The organism is Bradyrhizobium viridifuturi, from assembly GCF_001238275.1.
GTDB lineage: Bacteria > Pseudomonadota > Alphaproteobacteria > Rhizobiales > Xanthobacteraceae > Bradyrhizobium > Bradyrhizobium viridifuturi.
The window spans coordinates 1-17,481 of sequence record NZ_LGTB01000012.1 but is presented as its reverse complement, the minus strand read 5'-3'; the positions used below and the strand labels follow the sequence as shown (position 1 = coordinate 17,481).

The following is a 17,481-nucleotide window of genomic DNA, read 5'->3' as shown; positions in this document are numbered from 1 at the left end:
TTTGCGGGACGCCGAACATGGTGGCCAAGGCCTGGCCGGTCGCGCCGAAAGTCGCACTCAGGGTCGCCGAAACCCGCAAAACCTGGCCGTTTGCGACAATCGGTGCGTCACACCGGCCCGGCCAGGGCCCGCTTGCGGAATGTGCTCGGCGTTTCTCCGGTCACCGCCTTGAACGCGCGATTGAACGGGCCGATCGACTCGAAGCCGGCATCCAGTGCAATGGTCAGGATCGGGACACGCGCCTGGCCGGCATCGGCCAGGGCCGAGCGCGCTTCCGCCAGCCGGTATGAGTTGACGAAGCGGGCGAAGTTGCCGTGGCCGAGCCGCTGATTGATGAGCAGGCGCACGCGGTACTCCGGCGCGTCGAGCCGCTTGGCCAGGCTGGCGATCGTCATGCTGCCGTCGCGGTAGGCCCGCTCCACCTCCATGACCGTCAGCAGACGCCGATAGAGGGCCGCTTCCGGCTCGGTCATTTCAGATGTTGATGCGGCCGGGCCCGATGCCGGTGGCGCGGCAGCGACCGCGGAGATCGGGCTTGCCCGATGCAGGCGGAACAAGGCAGCCGCAAGCGCGATGCCCAGCACACCGGGGAGCGCAGGCGTCATCGCGAGATTGGTCGACCCGATCAGCGTGCAGCCCGCGATCGCGAGGCCCAAACCCCACGCGAACACGATCCGATCCCGGCGGCGCATCTCGATCAGGTCGTCGGCTCGGCCCAGCAGCACGCGACCGATCGCGATCACCACAAGCATGAGGGCGCAGACATGGGTTGCGAGCCAGGCCCATGAAGAGTCGGTGACCACGGCCCAGACGGCAAGCAAGGCCATCAAGCCCACCGCTGTCCAACCGATCAACGGCGGCCTCGCCGTGTCGTCGAAAACCTCCTCGCTCCAGAGCACGAAGACGCCCGCCGCCATATTGCTCGCCAGCCGCAGGACGAGGACCCACACTGCCTGGCTGTCGCGAAATTGCGGAGCCGTCTCAATGAGAAACGCAATTCCGCACAGGTCGAAAACCAGGGTGATGCGGCCGAGCCTGCTGTTGCGCAACTGCAGCAGCGCGTCGAGCGCGAGAAGCACCAGCAAAGCGAGCGCCCCGCCGCGAAGACCTATATCCAGGAGCATCTTCTTCACCAAGCTGGTCGACGGGCTCGCCAGCGATGTGGGCGCGGCGGGGCGAAGGGACACCCGCGCCATTTCGGAATATTAGAAAATACCCCTGAATTGCCCGACGTGTCAAGTTGCCCGGCCGAACGCCGGCCGCCGCCGGCCCCTTTGCATGGGGTTGTTTTCGATATTTTGGCAGCGCCCCCTGCGACGACCCCACGACGTCATGCTGCCTACCCGGAGGCGCCCGGCTCCAGCGCCTCGCCGAGCTGGAGCGGATGCGCCATCGTCTCGTGCAGCGCGTCCTTGTCGAGCTCGCCTTCGGAGAGGCTGATCACGACGCAGGCGACGCCGTTGCCGATCAGGTTGGTCAGCGCGCGGCATTCGCTCATGAACTTGTCGATGCCGACCAGGATCGCGATCGACTGGATCGGGATATCGGGCACGATCGACAGCGTCGCGGCGAGCGTGATGAAGCCGGCGCCGGTGACGCCGGACGCGCCCTTCGAGGTGATCATGGCGACGCCGAGAATGCCGAGCTCCTGCCAGATCGTCAGATGCGTGTTGGTGGCCTGCGCCAGGAACAGCGTCGCCAGCGTCATGTAGATGTTGGTGCCGTCGAGATTGAAGCTGTAGCCGGTCGGCACCACGAGACCGACCACCGAGCGCGAGGCGCCGAGATGCTCCATCTTCTGGATCATCTGCGGCAGCACGGTCTCCGACGACGAGGTGCCGAGCACGATCAGGAGCTCGTCCTTGATATAGGCGATGAAGCGGATGATCGAGAAACCCGCCAACCGCGCGATCGCGCCGAGCACGATCAGCACGAACAGGATGCTGGTGAGATAGAAGGTCGCGATCAGCGCCGCCAGGTTGACCAGCGAGCCGAGGCCGTAGGCACCGACCGTGAAGGCCATCGCGCCGAACGCGCCGAGCGGCGCGACCCGGACGATCATGCGGATGATGCCGAAGAACATCTTGGACGCCTTGTCGATCGCCTCGGCGATCGGCTCGCCGGGCTTGCCCATCAAGGCGATGGCGAACCCCGACAGGATCGAGATCAGCAGCACCTGCAGCAGGTCGCCGCGCGCCAACGCGCCGAAGAAGCTGTCCGGAATGATCGCCATCAGATGGGCGACGATGCCCTGCTCCTTCGCCTGCGTCACGTAGTTCGAGACGGCCTTCGGATCGATCGTCGAGGGATCGATGTTGAAGCCGCGGCCGGGCTGCAGCAGCTCGCCGATCAGAAGGCCGACCGCGAGCGCGACGGTCGACACTGCCTCGAAATAGATCAGCGCCTTCAGCCCGACCCGGCCGACGCGCTTGAGGTCGCCCATCGATGAGATGCCGTGCACCACGGTGCAGAAGATCACCGGCGCGATCATCATCTTGATCAGCGCGATGAAGCCGTCGCCGAGCGGCTTCAGTTGCTTGCCGAGGCCGGGATAGAAATGCCCGATCAAGACGCCTGCCGCGATCGCGATCAGCACCTGGATGTAGAGGATCTTGTACCAGGGCTGATGATGGGGATGGGCAACCGGCTTGATCGCGTCTGTGGTCATGAGATGTCCCGGAAGGCTAAGATTTGACACAACGAGTGGTGCCATCTTGGCGGAGCAACGCGCAAGCGACAATGCCCATTCGCGCCGCCGCCGGCACACACGAATCTGTCATAGACTGCGGCCGGCTCGCACCCGGAGGCTGAGGATGGAATTCACCGCACTGTTTCTCGCCATCACCATCGCCATGCTGGTGGCCTGGCGTGGTCCGCGTCGGCTGGCGATCGGCCTGTTCGCGGTGATCCTGGTCGCCTGCGTCGCGACCTTGCTGCATCACGCCACCGACCGTCTCACCTTGTCGTTCTGAGGCCGGCGATGACCGATACAAGGGCCGTGATCCTGAATGCGCTCGCGCTCTATGCCCTCGCGCTCCTGCTGAGTGCTGCTTTTGCGGCGCAACTGCTGCTGCACGAGCTGCCCTGCCCGCTGTGTTTGCTGCAGCGCATCCTGTTCGCCCTGCTGGCGATCGGGCCGATCCTGAACATCCGCTTCGGACCACGGCCGAGCCATTATGCCCTGTCGCTGCTAACGGCCGTGCTCGGCGCCTCGGTCTCGACCCGGCAGGTGCTGCTGCACATCCTCCCCGGCGATGCCGGCTACGGCTCGGCACTGCTCGGCTATCACTATTATACGTGGGCGCTGATCGGCTTCATCGCGGCGATCGTCCTGCTCGCCGCCATGCTGCTGTTCGACCGCCAGTTCGACCACCGCGCAGCACAAGCCACCGTGCCCGGCGGATTGGCGCAAGGCGCCGTTTGGCTGGTGATCGGGCTGACGGCGCTGAACGTGGTCTCGACCCTGCTCGAGTGCGGTCTGCGTGCCTGCGCCGACAATCCGATCGTCTATGAGTTGCTGAAATAGCTGCTCACGGACGCTTCGGAATATTCAACCCGCGTTCCACGGCCGGGCGCTTCAGACCGCGTTCGAGCCACGCAGCGACGTTCTTGAACCGGTCGAACTCGACGAGCTCGCGCGCGCCGTAGAAGCCGATCAGATTGCGCACCCAGCCGAGCATCGAGATGTCGGCAATGGTATATTCATCGTCCATGAACCACTGCCGTCCGACGAGATGGCTCTCCATCACACCGAGCAGGCGCGCGGACTCCGCGACGTAGCGCTGCAACGGCCGCTTGTCCTCATAATCCTTGCCGGCGAATTTGTGGAAGAAGCCGACCTGGCCGAACATCGGCCCGATGCCGCCCATCTGGAAGTGCACCCACTGGATCGCCTGGTAGCGGCGCGCTGCATCCGCCGGCAACAGCTTGCCGGTCTTCTCCGCGAGATATTGCAGGATGGCACCGGACTCGAACAGCGCCAGCGGCTTGCCGCCGGGGCCGTTGGGATCGAGGATCGCCGGGATCTTGCCGTTCGGGTTCAATGACAGGAACTCGGCCGACTTCTGGTCGTCCTTGTTGAAGTCGACGAGATGGACCTCGTACGGCAGCCCGATCTCCTCAAGCATGATCGAGACCTTCACGCCGTTCGGCGTCGGCAGCGAATAGAGCTGCAGACGGTCCGGATGCTGGGCGGGCCAGCGTTTTGTGATGGGAAAAGCCGACAGATCGGTCATATCAGACATTCTTTGCAGGGTTGTTGTTGGGTGGCTAATGTACGGAGCTCAGTGAAAGCCGCAAGGTCCGCAACCGGCCATGAACGATCAAGGGCACGATCAACAGACAGGCGCAGCGCTCGGCCTCTCCGACGACGAGCTCGCTACACACCCGACCGTGTTCGCGGCCGACGCGCTGGCCGGTCAGGTGGCCGTGGTGTCCGGCGGCGCCGGCGGCATCGGCCGCGCCATCGCCTGGCTGTTCGCCCGGCTCGGCGCGCATGTCGTCGTCGCGGGACGCAATGCCGACAAACTCGACGCGCTGGTCGATCATCTCGGCCATCGCGGGCTGAAGGCGTCCGCGCATGTCGCCGACATCAGGGATGCCGATGCGGTCAACATGATGTTCGACGCGCTGTGGGCCGAGCACGGCCGCATCGATCATCTCGTCAACAGCGCCGGTGGCCAGTTCCCGCAGGCCGCGATCGATGTCTCGATCAAGGGCTGGAACGCGGTCATCAACACCAACCTCAACGGCACCTGGTACATGATGCAGGCGGCGGCGCAGCGCTGGCGCGACCGCAAACATCAGGGCAGCATCGTCAACATCGTCGTGGTCACGACGCACGGCCTCTACGGCATCGCGCACTCGATCGCGGCACGCTCCGGCGTGATCGGGCTGTCGCGTGCGCTTGCGGTCGAATGGGCGCCGCTGCACATCCGCATCAACTGCATCGCGCCCGGCGCGATCGAGACCGATGGCTGGAACGTCTACAGCGAGGCGGCGCGCGCCGCCTATCCACGCTCCAACCCGATGATGCGCCCGGGCACGCCCTGGGACATCGCGGAAGCCGCCGTCTATCTCGCCGCGCCCTCCGGCAAGTTCATCACCGGCGAGACGCTGACCGTCGACGGCGGCGGCCAGCATTGGGGCGAGACCTGGACGACCGGCAAGCCGGACTATTTCAAGGGCGGCGAGTAACGCACGCATACCGGTCGCCGCCTCCGCTTTCATTTCCCGTCGTCGAAGCTGACGATGACGGCGGCGTTCGCGATCAGGATCGGGTCGTTGCCGAGATCGGACGGAATCTCGAGCCCGCCGGCGATCGCCTTCACGGTCTTGGTGCCATAGGGCAGTTCCTTGGCGACGGCTTCGGTATCGACCGCTTCGGGATTCGGCACGGCGATCGTGACGTCGACGAACATGTCGTTGGCGGTCTTGCCGAGCATGCGGAAGAAGCCGAGGCTGGAATGGCGGATCGCATCCGACACCGCCCGCTTGGCGGCCTTGGTGGCATCGCGGCCGTGTACGTCGACGCCCATGCCCATTTCGGTGATACAGCGCACGCGTGTCATGAAACTTTCCTGTTGTCGTTGGCGTGAGAGACGGATCCCTCCTTCGCCCTCCGCGTCGGCGCCGTCAAGCCGGGCCCCTTGCCTCACCCACGCGGTTGTGATCGCCGCGCGCGAGCAGCCAAGCAGCAAGACCGGCAAGGATCGCCGCCACGACCACCATCACGCTGGCGGCGCCCCAGCCCCAGGCCGAGACGACCGCGCCGACCGCGATCGGTCCGGTGACCTGGCCGAAATTGCTGCCGGTCATCAACAGCCCCATCATGACCGGCACCATCGCCGCCGAACGCGCCGCCGCCGGCGCGGTTGCGAGCAGCGTCGCCGGGATCAGGCCGCCGACAGCCGAGAACAGCAGGCACAGCCAGAATGCACCCCAGCCGCCGAGCACCGGCAGGAATATCCCGAGCGCGGAGACGCCCATCACGAACGCCGCCACGGCAATCAGCACATTGCGGTTGACGCCACGCGCCAGCAAACTGCCGGCAGCGAGATTGCCGACCACGTTGGCCGCCGCCGCCAGTGCACTGAGACCGCCTGCGGCTTGGCCGGAGACTCCGAGCCGCGCGGTGAGCAGGATCGGCAGGAAGCTGAACAGCGCAAAGAACATCAGGCTGTAGAGCGCAAACAGCACCATCAGCAGCGCCGGAGTGCGGCGCCGCGCCAGCGCGGTTGCTTCCTGCATCAGGCCGGCACGCGCCGGGCCGCTCCGCGATGCGACTTCAGGGACGAAGACGCTGGCGAGAATGAACAGCAACGCCACAAACGCGGCACTGGCCCACCAGATCGCGCGCCAGCCATCGAACATCGGCCCCGCAACCAGCGCCAGCGCGATCCCGAACGGCATCACGCAACTCCAAACCGCCATCGTGACGTCGCGCGCACCGACAGCAACGACGCGATCGAGCAGTGCGGGAGCTGCGACCATCACCAGCAGGAAGCCGAGCCCTTCCAGCAGACGCGATGCCAGCAGCACCGCAAGTGACGGCGCGAGCGCGCCGGACGCCGCACCGAGCGTGATGGCGGCAAGGCCGCACAGCATTACCCGGCGCGCGCCGACCGCTGCGATCATGACGCCCGCCGGCACGCTGCCGACCAGCCCGAGCACCGCAAAGATACCGCCGACCGAGCCGACCGCGGCGAGGTCGATGCCGAGGTTCTGCTGCAGCATCGCCGCGGCGATCGGCACCTTGCCGACCTGCAGCGCGGCGCCGATCCCGCAACCGATCACGACGGCGACCGTCGCCCATCGCTTCGCCTCGCTCTGCCGCGCCAAGGTCGTCTCGATCGTCATGCGTGCACCCACCCTATTGAAGTCACCACAAATAGCGTTTCCCGATCATCGACAGGAGTGATATGTTTTGCATCCTGTTGATCGATTCAATAGATCATGCTCGACAACCTCACGCTCGACCAGATCCGCGTCTTCGTCTCCATCGCCGACAGCGGCAGCTTCCGTGCCGCCGCGGCGAAGCTGGCGCGGGTGCAGTCCGCGGTCAGCCACGCCATCGCCAACCTCGAGGCCGAACTCGGCATCATGCTGTTCGACCGCACCAGCCATCGCCCGGCGCTGACGGCCGAGGGCAAGGCGCTGCTCGGCAACGCGCGCGACCTGCTGCTCCGGGTCGATGCGATGCGGGCACGGGCGCACGGTCTTGGCGACGGGGTGGAGTCGGAACTCGCTGTCGTCGTCGACACGCTGTTTCCGATCGCCGCCGTCGGCGCGGCGCTGACCGAGATGCGGGCGGCCTATCCATCGGTGAGCGTGCGGCTCGCGGTCGAACCGATGGGCGGTCCGATCGCCGCCCTGACCGAACGGCGCAGCGCGCTCGCGGTCACCGTCGGTGAGGATTTTCGCGATCCCCGCCTCGCGCTCGACGCGATCTGCTCCGTGCAGATAATCGCCGTCGCCTCCGCAAGCCATCCGCTCGCGCGCCGCGGCCGCAAGAGCGTCGCCGACCTCGCCGATCATCTGCAGATCGTGCTGTCGGACCCGACGCCGTTATCGGAAGGCCGCACCTTCGGCGTCCTCTCGCCGCAGATTTGCAGGGTCAGCAATCAGGACACCAAGCACGCCATGATCCTGGCCGGACTCGGTTGGGGCCGGCTGCCGCGCTGGCAGGTGGCGCGCGACTTGAGCGAACGCCGCCTGGTGCGGATCGAGACCGGCGCGCTTGGTCGCAACGCGGCGCTTGCAATGGAGGCCTATTTCGCGCACCGGCTCGACGAGCCGCTCGGTCCCGCCGCACGCGCGTTTGCAGATGCGCTGACGCGGATCGCTGCGCGCGGCAGCAAGCCCGCGAACAAAGCGAAGCCGCGCAAGCAGCGCTGAATTTTCCGTCGCTATCATTTCGGTTGTTGACATCAACATCGACGAGGCGTATGTCCCGCAACCTTCGCGAGCACCACCGTTCGCGATCAAACATGAGCCAGATGATGCACTACGGATTTGAAATATCCCGCCAACTGTCGAACGGCCTGCGGCCGATCGATAGCGCGTGCCCGGCTCATGGGAGCGACCTCGCATAATGCGAGGTCGACAGTCCGCCTAAACGGACCCTCCCGAGCCAAGTGCTCCGGAGGGTTTTTTGTTGTCCGCAGCACGGCTCATCTGAACTGCCCGGCGCAAGCCGGAACGGGAGACCCGGATCCCGGGGCTCGCGCGGAGACGCGCGTGCCCAAGCGCGCGGGGCCTGCCGGAGGGAACGAGGCGATGAGCCGGATACCGATGGCAGAGCGAACTCCGAGGAGTTCGCAATGGGCGGCGCGTCGACAGCGCCGCCATCAACTATTCACGAAACGGTCGGCCGCATCGCTGTGGTCCGACCGCCGCTGGTGGTGAAGATGTCGGATACTTCGTCTGGTGAAAGCGGGTTCGATCCCCGCCTTTGGCGCACGCACCGGGATGCGGCCCTCGCGAGGGGATCCGCACGCGGCCCGGCACGGTTTTCCTCCGCAAGGATGGATGCCGTGTTGCGTCACTGCTCAAGCCGATATCGCCCGTTCCCCAGCGGACCCATTCGCCGATGCGCAAGCATCGGCGCGGCGGTGGTGAAGATGTCTGTTACTTCGTCTGAACCACGGTGCCCGCAAGGGCAGCAACAGCATCGCTTGTTCCCCGCCGACCCCTTCCACGCCCCGTGGTGAAGATCGCTGTTACATCGTCTGTGAAACGAGAGGTCGCGGGTTCGAATCCCGCCCGGTGTCATGTGCACCGGTAGCTCAGCGGATAGAGCGCTACCCGTCCGGCCTTGGCTGGCCGGGGTCTCAGCAATCGCCTGTTCCCGGGACGTGGTCCGTCAATGCCGGTGGTGAAGAGCGCTGTTACATCGGATCGCAAGGCAGAAGGTTCGATTCCTTCCGGACGAGAAGTCCGTGGCTCGATGGAAGAGCATGCGAAGCCCGCAAGGGCAGTCAGCCTCGCCTGTTCCCCGGCACCACTATCCAATCCATACTCACCCAGAAAGGAGGCCATCATGGCCACGATCAACAAGATCATGCGCGCCTTCACCCGTGAGGGAGCGCGCGGAAAGCGCTTTACGCCCGAGATGGAGCTGCGGCGCGCGCTGCTGAACTGCCTCCTCTGGGAGAACCAGTTCTACGAGGACGGGATTGCGATCGCCGATCGCATCAAGGCGCTGGTGCCGAAGGTCGATCCGGAGCGGACGGCCGAACTCGCCATCGCTGCGCGCGAGACCATGAAGCTGCGGCATGCGCCGCTGCTCGTGGTCCGCGAGATGGCCCGGCACGCGACCCATCGCGGCCTCGTTGCCGATACGCTCGCCCGCGTGATCCAGCGGCCGGACGAGATGACCGAGCTGCTTGCGATCTACTGGGCTGATGCGCTCGGTCCTCAGCAGCAGCGCAAGCGTCAACCCGTCTCGGCGCAGATCAAGAAGGGGCTGGCGCGGGCGCTCACCAAGTTCGACGCCTACCAGCTCGCGAAATACGATCGCGATGGCGCGGTGCGGATCAAGGACGTGCTGTTCCTGGTCCACGCCAAGCCGAAGGACACCGCGCAGGAGAAGGTGTGGAAGCAGCTCGTCGATGGCGAGCTCGCCTCGCCCGACACCTGGGAGGTTTCGCTCTCGTCCGGCAAGGACGAGCGCGAGACTTTCGAGCGGCTGATCGGCGAGAACAAGCTCGGCGGGCTGGCGCTGCTCCGCAACCTGCGCCTGATGCAGAAGGCGGAGGTGCCGCGCCGGACCATCGCGGAGGCGATCGACGCGATGCGGACGGACCGCATCCTTCCCTACCGCTTCATCACCGCGGCGCGTTATGCACCGGACTTCGAGCCGGAGCTCGAGGCCGCGATGCTGAAGTCGATCAAGGACTACGCGCGGCTCGACGGCCGCACGCGGCTCCTGATCGACGTGTCGGGATCGATGTTCACGCCGCTCTCGGCCCAATCCGAAATGACGCGGGCGGAGGCGGCCTGCGGTCTTGCGATCCTCGCCCGCGAGGTTTGCGACGAGGTGGAGATCTTCACGTTCAGCAATGAGGTCGTGAAGCTGCCGCCGCGCCGCGGCTTCGCGCTGCGCGATGCGATCATCGGCTCGCAGCCGCATGGCGGGACGTATCTCGGCAAGGCGGTGACGGAGATCGACCGCAAGGGCGATCGCCTGATCGTCTTCACCGACGAGCAGAGCCACGACCAGGTGCCCGCTCCCAAGGGACGCGGATACATGGTCAACGTGGCGTCCTACCAGCACGGTGTCGGACACGGCCCGTGGACGCGGGTCGACGGCTTCTCCGAGGCCGTGATCGCCTGGATCGCAGCGTCGGAACAGACGATGCACTGACGCCTGCTCGACAACAATGGGGCCCGGACGCGCCTGCGCGCCCGGGCTCAATACATTTTGGTGCGATGGACGAGCGCACCGCTCGCGCAGCGCACGACCGGCGGCAACGTCATTCACAATCTCGAGAGCGGCTGCGCCAGCTCCACCCTGTTTGGCTCCAATTCATCTTCGCGGACCGACCATGCGCGCGACCGGTCGCAGTCCTGCAAGGAGACGCACTCGATGTCGATCAGCCGCCGGCGGGCGCTGACGCTTGCTTCGCTATTTGTCGCGGGCCCGCTGTTCGGCACGGAAAGCCGCGCCGAGCAGACGTCGGTCCCGGGCGCGGCCAGCTTCGACATGGCCACCTTCACCGCGACATCAGGCGGTGACGCCGACGCGGCCTTTGCCAAGGCGCTGGCCGCAATCGCCAAGGCAGCGGGCGATGCCAGCAAGGCGGGGCCGGTTCACATCGTACTCAACCTGGAGAAGAACGCCAGCTACCGGATCAAGCGGCCGCTCGCGTTTCGGCAGTTGCACGGCTTCGAGCTCAACGGCAACGGCGCGGAACTGATCAACACCACGCGCAGCGGGACCTTGGTGATCTCCGGCTGCAACCGCCTCACCGTTCGCGATCTCACCATCGATTACGACCCGCTGCCCTTCACGCAAGGGACGATCACCGCTTTCGACAAGCAGGCGGTCGAGATCACGGTGAAGGTCGACCCCGGCTTCCCCGATGATGCCGTACTGCTCGCCGCCTTCACGGACGGCTTCTTCAAGGTGATGGACCGCCGCAACCGGGCGCTGAAGACCGGCGCCAGGGATTTCCTGTCGCCGGCCCGAGCCACGCGCCTCAGCGACGGCGCGATCAAGGTGCAGTTGCGGTGGAGCGCGAATGACCGTTTCCCAAGCCAGCTGCCGATCACCATCGGCGACGTCGTCACCATCGCAAATAGCGGCACACATGCCATCGCCGTCGACTCCAGCGTCGCCACCAGCCTGATCGATCTCAAGCTCCTCGCCTCTCCGGGGATGGGCATCATCGAAAATGGCGGCGAAGGCTCGATGCTGCTGCAGAAGGTTTCGGTCGTCCCGGGACCGCGGCCGAAGGGCGCGACGTCAGACCGCCTGATCTCGACCAATTCCGACGGCTCGCACTTCACCGCGGTCGCGCACGGTCCGACCATGGAGGATTGCAGCTTCGCCAATACCTCCGACGACGCCATCAACGTGCATGGCTTCTATTACTACGTCGTGGCGAAGTCCGCGCCGCGCCGGTTCCTGCTCAGCCCGAAATGGGACATCGGCCTTGAGGCGGGCGACGACATCGAGAGCTGCGACCACGCGACGTTTCGCTCACTCGGACGCGGCAAGGTCGCGCAATTGACCAAGCGTCACGCACCGGAGCTGAAGGCGAAGATCGCCCAGCTCTGGAAGGACCGGAGCCCGACCACCCAGCCGGATTTGATCTACGACGTGGTCCTGCAACAGGACCTGCCGCTCAAGGTCGGCGACGCCGTCACCTCGCTGACACATATCGGGTCCGGCGCCACCGTGCTGCGATGCAATTTCCACGCCTGCGGCCGCGCGCTGATGAAGGCACCGAACGCCATCGTCGAGAACTGCCAGTTCACCTTCTCGACCGGGGTGGCGCTGCAGGCGGGCAGCGACATCGGCTTCTGGTCGGAGTCCGGGTTTGCCGACAACCTGGTATTCCGCAACAACCGCTTCAGCCACTGCGTCAACGGCGCCAATGAGCTGACCAGCGGCAGCGGAACGCTCGGCGCGATCTATGTCGGCATGGTGCCGCCGGAAGGGGCCAAGGGATTCCAGGACAATTTCGAGAACCGGCGCGTCATCATCGAAGGCAACCACATCGACGATTCCTACATCTACGCGATCTTCGTCAGCAATGCCGACGGTGCGAAGATCGCCGGCAATGTGATCGGCCAGACGTTTCTGCGCGGCAATGTGTTCGGCGCCGGCGAGTTGTTCCACATCAAGCCCCACAGCGCGATCTTCGTCGGCCGCGCCAGGAACGTCGAGATCAGCAACAACATCGCCGCACGCGGGCACATCACGACGACTGCCGTCGCGATCGACCCGAGCTGCGACAAGCGCACGGTGCATCTCGCCGGCAACAGGCTGGCCTGAGCGCGCCACGCTCTCCGCTCAGGGCGTCATCCCGAGCGCCCGCCACATCGCACGGATGATCCGGAACGAGCGGGCGTCGCCGACGAGCCCGCGCTGCATCCGGTTCATCGCATAGGCAAACGTCATGCGCGCGTCGGTATCAATGAGCACGAACGACCCACCGCCGCCCGACCAGAACAGCGTGTTCGGGTTCGGCGGCACCAGGCTGAGGATCGGGCTCGGCAAACCGTAGCCGAGGCCGAAGCGGACCGAGATGCCGCGCATCACGAGATCCGGCCCATCGATCTGCACCTCCAGCGCCCTGCGGCAGCCCGCTTCCGACATGATGCGCTGCCCCTTCGCGGTGCCGCCTGTCGCCAGGATGGTCTGGATCGCGGCGATCGAACGGGCGTTGCCGTGGCCGTTCACCGCCGGGATCTCGGCGCCGCGCCAGGCACGGGTGCGGGTCGAGGGCACGTCGGTGCGGGTGTCGCTGAAGGTGATCTGCTGGATCGTCGTCATTTCCACGCCGGTCGCGGCAGACGACGGCAGGAACGGCACGAGGTCGGCGACGCGATGGTCCTCACTGGCCGGCAGGCCGATCCAGAAATCCGCGTTCAACGGAGCTGCGATCTCCTCGCGGAACACCGTGCCGAGCGTCCTGCCGGTGATCCGCCTGACAACCTCGCCGATCAGGAAGCCGAACGTGTAGACATGATAGCCCGACGCGGTGCCTGGCGCCCACAGCGGCGCTTGCGCAGCCAACGTCGATGTCGCCTTCTCCCAGTCATAAAAGTCTTCGCCGCTGATCGCGGGATGCCAGCCGGAAAGTCCGGCCGAGTGGCTCATCAGCTGCGCCACGGTGATGCCGGCCTTGCCGTTCGCGGCGAATTCCGGCCAGTAGCGCGCAACCGGCGCCGCGAAATCGAGCGCGCCGCGATCGGCGAGCCACAACGCGGTCAGCGCGGTCATGGTCTTGGTGATCGAATAGACGTTGACGATGGTGTCGCGCGTCCAGGGCAGCTGCTCCGCCTCGTCGGCGAAGCCGCCCCACAGATCGACCACGGTCTCGCCGTCGATCGTGGCGCAGAACGATGCGCCGAGTTCCTCCCCGTCAGCGAAATTGGCCTCGAACGCCTCACGCGCCGCCGAAAACCGCGCGTCGGCGAATCCGTCTGTCGTCGCAACTGCCATGGGCTTGCTCCCCGCTGCATCCCCCGGCTTTGAGGGAGGCGGGACATACGCGGTGAGACAGGCGCCTGGCAATTCTTGAACTGAACTCTTTCGTTCCCATGTATTTGGGTAGAGACGTCCCCCTTCAGCCCAGCGCTATCCTTGCTTCTGCAACACTGTGATGTGCAGACGGCGGCGGATTTCCATGCCCTGGCGCCGGTACAGTGCGATCGCCGAGACGTTACTGGTGAAGACATGCAGGAACGGAATCTCGCCGCGCGCCGCGATCTGGCGGCCGACCGCCGACAGCAGCGCCTGCGCATAGCCGCGGCCGCGATGATCCGGATGCACACACACGGCGGTCATTTCGGTATAATTCCCCGGCTTCATCCGTTCGCCGGTCATTGCGACCAGCTCGCGGCCGACGCGGATGCCGAAGAAGTTGCCGAGCTCATGCGTCCTTGCGCTGAACGGTCCGGGCTTGGTCAGTTCCGTCAGCGCCACCATCGCGGGAACGTCAGCTAGCCCGAGCCTGGCGATCTCGACGCCAGGCAGAGAAGAGTCCGCCGGCGTGCCGATCATCTGCTCGCCGGTCTCGGCCAGCAGCACCTTGAACTCCGGCGGTACAGTGACCGGCTCAGGCGTGAACAGCACCGCGATCTCAGGTCCCGACAGCAGCGCGCCGAGCGCCGCAAAGCTCTGCGGCGACATGTCGAGCATGTCGGCGAAGGGTGCGATCGCAACCGGAAAGCGCCGGGCATTGGTGCCACCTTCCGCTAGCTCACGCTGTCTCGTGGTTAGCGCGCTCCAGATCGGGCGATCGAGTGGATGATGAGGCGGGACTTCGGACATGCGGCGCTTCGCTCCCTGTTTTTTGGGAGCAGAGCAAGAAGCGCCGACAAAATCCAGCATGGCGTGAGGCCGTTGCGGCTCACAATCACGCCAGCGGGATTTTCCGCCTGCGTGCGGAACGGATCCTCGCGCCACCTTCAGGCAGAGCTCGCTGCCGCCCTTGAGCGGCAGCGTTACTCCGTGCCTGCGACTAACGTCACTGCTGCAGGATTTCAGCGGCGGCGCGGTCCAGGATCTTTGCGATCCGCTGTGCCTCGGCGGCATCGCAGCCGCGCTTCCGGCGCAGCGCGCTCTTCAGCGCGTGACGGGCGCGGTGCAAATCGTCGGACGCTCCGCCATCGAGATCGCTGACGCCGGCGAAGGCTTCGCGCACCTCCTCCATGCGGCGGCCGATCCGCGATAGCGCTTCGAGAATGGTGTCGGCGGTGGCGCGGTTCTCGGCGAGATGCGCCTTGCCCTGCTCGGTGATGCTGTAGAGCTTGCGCGCCGCATCCTGGGTGACGCTGGCGTGCCCGATCTCCTCGAGGAAGGTCAGCGCCGGATAGATCACGCCCGGGCTCGGGCTGTAGAAGCCGTCCGACCGCTCCTCGATTTTCTTGATCAGCTCATAGCCGTGCCCCGGCTGCTCGCCGAGCAGCGCCAGGATCACGAGTTGCAGGTCCTGCGACGACAGCCGCCGCGATCCCGGAAAGTCACCGCCGCCGCCCCGCCCGAAGAAGCCATGGCCGCCGCGGCCAAAGCGGTGGCCGCCCCTGCCGTGCCGGCCCACGAAGAAGCCAAATCCAAAACCCTCGTCGCCCCGGTCGCGAAACATCGATCGTCTCATTGTGTAATTCCTTACTCAAAACATATCTTACGATATATCTATAGATGGACTGACGACAACCCACGATTTCGTGAGGTCGTGAGGATAGAGCGGGGATCGGAACGAGCCTGGGGATCGGCGGCCCTCACCGGGCTTGTCGACCGTAGCGTCGCCGGCTTATGGCTTAGAGCACTCCCGGCCCGCTCGATTCATGCGCCCAAAGACCTTCGAAACCCATTGCCTGCGCCTGCCCGCCGCCACCAAGGTGGTGCAATGGGAGGGCACGTCGGTGTTCAAGGTCGGCGGCAAGATGTTCGCGCTCGCCGGCGGTTACATCGAGAGCACCGGCGGCTTCATGTTCAAGACATCGAACATGGCCTACCAGCTTCTGATCGAGCAGGGCTTTGCGCGGCCGGCGCCATATCTGGCGCGCGCCACATGGGTGCAGCTAGTGAGGAACGACGCCCTCCCCGACGCCGAACTCAAGGCCTATCTCGATCAGGCGCACGCGCTGATCTCCGCGAAGCTGACGCGGAAATCGCGCAAGGCGCTCGGGCTGGATTGATCGGCGCAGTTGCGGCGCGGCTCAGCCGCCGAGTGGCTTGTCGGAATCGCCCGACAGCAATTTTGGAAACAGCTCCTTGAAGGCGAACTTGTCGTCGCCCTTGGCGCGCTCGAAGCGCAGCACGACGTCGAACCGGCTGCCCTCCCATTTGGTCGGCGGCGTGCCCTTGCTGACCGGGATCAGCGGCAGGATGTCGGAGATGATCGCCTTGTGCTCCCAGCACAAGAGCACGATGCCCTTCGACGCGAGCACCGCCTTCATCAAGGCCGGCTCGTCACCCTTGCCGAACCCTTCGTTCGGCGTCAGGCCGCGCCGCGCTGCTAGCGCCGAGATCGTCTCGGCGGGACGGCTCGACGGTGGCTGATTGGGCTCGGTTCCCGGTGTCGCGGCATAGATCGCATCAGGCTTGGCATAGTCGCCGCCGGTAAGATCGGTACCGAACAAGGCCGTCCAGGCGCCGGCGCGCTGCCAGCCGCGGAGCACCAGCGACTCGTTATCGGACACGCCGTTCGCGGTGAAGCCGGGCCCCGGCCAGGACTCGCCCGGCTTCTCGGCGTGGCGGATGATGAAGAGCGTGAGCGCGTCCATGGCAGCCTCGCGGAAAAGTTGCATGATATTGGAGCAATTCTGATAGGTTGACACTATCCCCGATCGGGCCTCCGCTTGATGAACGGCATCACAGTTTGCGAAAACTCGACCGGTACTGCGCCGGCGACACGCCGAGCCGTTCGGTGAACACGATGCGCATCCGATCGGCCGAGCCGAAGCCGCAGTCGAAGGCAACCGCCTTCAGCGGGCGGTCCGAGCCTTCGAGCAGCCGGCGTGCAGCGTCGACGCGGGCGCGCTCGACGAATTCATGCGGCGTGATGCCGGTCTCCTGCGCGAAGGCGCGGCCGAAATTGCGCACGCTCATGCCGACGGCCTCGGCCAGCGATTGCAGCGTGTGGCGCTCGCCGACGTGCTGCATGATATGCGCTTGCGCACGCGCAATCGGTGAATCCTCGTCGACCGGCGCGGTGAGATAGGGGCTGAACTGCGACTGCCCGCCCTGGCGCTGCGCCACCACGACCAGCCGCTTGGCCACCGCGACCGCGACCTGCGGCCCGTGCCGCTCGGCGACCAGCGCAAGGCCGAGATCGATGCCTGCGGTCACGCCGGCCGACGTCATCAGTCTGCCGTCACGAATGTAGATCCGGTCGAAGATCACCTCGGCAGCCGGAAACCGCGCCGCCAGAAGCTGCGCGTTCTGCCAATGCGTCGTCACCTTATGGCCGTCGAGCAGTCCGGCATGGCCGAGCGCGAATGCGCCGGTGCAGATCGAACCGTAGAGTTCGGCGCGCTCGGGCGCACGGCGCAGCCACTGCGTCAGTTCGGGATCAGGCTCGGCGTCGGGCAAAGCCGGGCCGCCGGCAACGAGCAGGATGTCGAATTTGGCATCCGCCTCGTTGAAACTGAGGTCGGCGGAGATCCTCATGCCGTTCGATGCGCGCAGCGGTTCGCGGCTGGCGCCGACCAGCACGATCTCATAGCCATCGCCATCAGCGACGAAACCGTTGGTCTCCGCGAACACGTCGACCGGGCCTGCGACGTCGAGCGCCTGCACCC

17 protein-coding genes are annotated in these 17,481 nt (G+C 65.8%); 7 read left to right on the top strand and 10 right to left on the bottom strand.

The window, feature by feature from the left end; all coding sequences use genetic code 11:
- Window positions 1-107 precede the first annotated feature (107 nt).
- Window positions 108-1,124, bottom strand: a complete 1,017-nt coding sequence (locus ALC15_RS12670; RefSeq protein WP_244486053.1) for an AraC family transcriptional regulator — start codon at window positions 1,122-1,124, stop codon at window positions 108-110.
- Between the two features lie 215 nt (window positions 1,125-1,339).
- Entirely contained in the window at window positions 1,340-2,668 is a 1,329-nt protein-coding gene (locus tag ALC15_RS12665; RefSeq protein WP_050627508.1) for a dicarboxylate/amino acid:cation symporter, read from the bottom strand.
- Window positions 2,669-2,813: 145 nt separating this feature from the next.
- On the opposite strand from ALC15_RS12665, the gene ALC15_RS44805 reads away from it, so the two are divergent.
- Window positions 2,814-2,972 (top strand): DUF5993 family protein, encoded by a 159-nt coding sequence (locus ALC15_RS44805; RefSeq protein WP_167350143.1) that lies wholly within the window; start codon window positions 2,814-2,816, stop codon window positions 2,970-2,972.
- A gap of 8 nt (window positions 2,973-2,980) precedes the next feature.
- Entirely contained in the window at window positions 2,981-3,526 is a 546-nt protein-coding gene (locus ALC15_RS12660; protein ID WP_050627507.1) for a disulfide bond formation protein B, read from the top strand.
- Between the two features lie 4 nt (window positions 3,527-3,530).
- On the opposite strand, the gene ALC15_RS12655 is transcribed toward ALC15_RS12660, so the two are convergent.
- Window positions 3,531-4,235: a glutathione S-transferase family protein gene (locus tag ALC15_RS12655; RefSeq protein WP_050627506.1), complete on the bottom strand. Its 705-nt coding sequence runs from the start codon at window positions 4,233-4,235 to the stop codon at window positions 3,531-3,533.
- 79 nt (window positions 4,236-4,314) lie between these two features.
- Here ALC15_RS12655 and ALC15_RS12650 point away from each other — a divergent pair, with 79 nt between their 5' ends.
- Window positions 4,315-5,196 (top strand): SDR family oxidoreductase, encoded by an 882-nt coding sequence (locus tag ALC15_RS12650; RefSeq protein WP_050627505.1) that lies wholly within the window; start codon window positions 4,315-4,317, stop codon window positions 5,194-5,196.
- Between the two features lie 29 nt (window positions 5,197-5,225).
- Here the strand turns inward: ALC15_RS12650 and ALC15_RS12645 are convergent, their stop codons facing one another.
- The gene (locus ALC15_RS12645; protein ID WP_050627504.1) at window positions 5,226-5,570 is read right to left on the bottom strand and encodes a Lin0512 family protein; all 345 of its coding nucleotides are present in this window, start codon (window positions 5,568-5,570) and stop codon (window positions 5,226-5,228) included.
- 64 nt (window positions 5,571-5,634) lie between these two features.
- Entirely contained in the window at window positions 5,635-6,858 is a 1,224-nt protein-coding gene (locus ALC15_RS12640; RefSeq protein WP_050627503.1) for an MFS transporter, read from the bottom strand.
- Between the two features lie 96 nt (window positions 6,859-6,954).
- Here ALC15_RS12640 and ALC15_RS12635 point away from each other — a divergent pair, with 96 nt between their 5' ends.
- The 3 genes from ALC15_RS12635 (at window position 6,955) to ALC15_RS12620 (ending at window position 12,502) form a co-directional block, all read left to right on the top strand.
- Window positions 6,955-7,896 carry a LysR family transcriptional regulator gene (locus ALC15_RS12635; RefSeq protein WP_050627502.1) on the top strand — a complete coding sequence of 314 codons (942 nt, stop codon included), beginning with the start codon at window positions 6,955-6,957 and terminating at the stop codon, window positions 7,894-7,896.
- A 1,144-nt stretch (window positions 7,897-9,040) separates the two neighbouring features.
- A complete protein-coding gene (locus tag ALC15_RS12625) occupies window positions 9,041-10,366 on the top strand; it encodes a TROVE domain-containing protein (protein ID WP_050627501.1) in 1,326 nt (441 codons plus the stop codon).
- 222 nt (window positions 10,367-10,588) lie between these two features.
- Window positions 10,589-12,502 (top strand): right-handed parallel beta-helix repeat-containing protein, encoded by a 1,914-nt coding sequence (locus ALC15_RS12620; RefSeq protein WP_128089508.1) that lies wholly within the window; start codon window positions 10,589-10,591, stop codon window positions 12,500-12,502.
- Window positions 12,503-12,520: 18 nt separating this feature from the next.
- On the opposite strand, the gene ALC15_RS12615 is transcribed toward ALC15_RS12620, so the two are convergent.
- From ALC15_RS12615 to ALC15_RS12605, 3 genes are all read right to left on the bottom strand, one after another.
- Complete coding sequence (locus ALC15_RS12615; protein WP_050627499.1) at window positions 12,521-13,675, bottom strand: serine hydrolase domain-containing protein; 1,155 nt, start codon at window positions 13,673-13,675, stop codon at window positions 12,521-12,523.
- Window positions 13,676-13,810: 135 nt separating this feature from the next.
- Window positions 13,811-14,506, bottom strand: a complete 696-nt coding sequence (locus ALC15_RS12610) for a GNAT family N-acetyltransferase (protein WP_050627498.1) — start codon at window positions 14,504-14,506, stop codon at window positions 13,811-13,813.
- Window positions 14,507-14,702: 196 nt separating this feature from the next.
- Window positions 14,703-15,332 (bottom strand): PadR family transcriptional regulator, encoded by a 630-nt coding sequence (locus ALC15_RS12605; protein ID WP_244486045.1) that lies wholly within the window; start codon window positions 15,330-15,332, stop codon window positions 14,703-14,705.
- 190 nt (window positions 15,333-15,522) lie between these two features.
- Here ALC15_RS12605 and ALC15_RS12600 point away from each other — a divergent pair, with 190 nt between their 5' ends.
- Complete coding sequence (locus ALC15_RS12600) at window positions 15,523-15,876, top strand: MmcQ/YjbR family DNA-binding protein (RefSeq protein ID WP_050627496.1); 354 nt, start codon at window positions 15,523-15,525, stop codon at window positions 15,874-15,876.
- Between the two features lie 21 nt (window positions 15,877-15,897).
- On the opposite strand, the gene ALC15_RS12595 is transcribed toward ALC15_RS12600, so the two are convergent.
- Both ALC15_RS12595 and ALC15_RS12590 read right to left on the bottom strand, forming a co-directional pair.
- Complete coding sequence (locus tag ALC15_RS12595; RefSeq protein ID WP_050627495.1) at window positions 15,898-16,464, bottom strand: hypothetical protein; 567 nt, start codon at window positions 16,462-16,464, stop codon at window positions 15,898-15,900.
- A gap of 88 nt (window positions 16,465-16,552) precedes the next feature.
- Window positions 16,553-17,479, bottom strand: a complete 927-nt coding sequence (locus ALC15_RS12590; protein ID WP_094193851.1) for a GlxA family transcriptional regulator — start codon at window positions 17,477-17,479, stop codon at window positions 16,553-16,555.
- Between the last annotated feature and the right edge of the window lie 2 nt (window positions 17,480-17,481).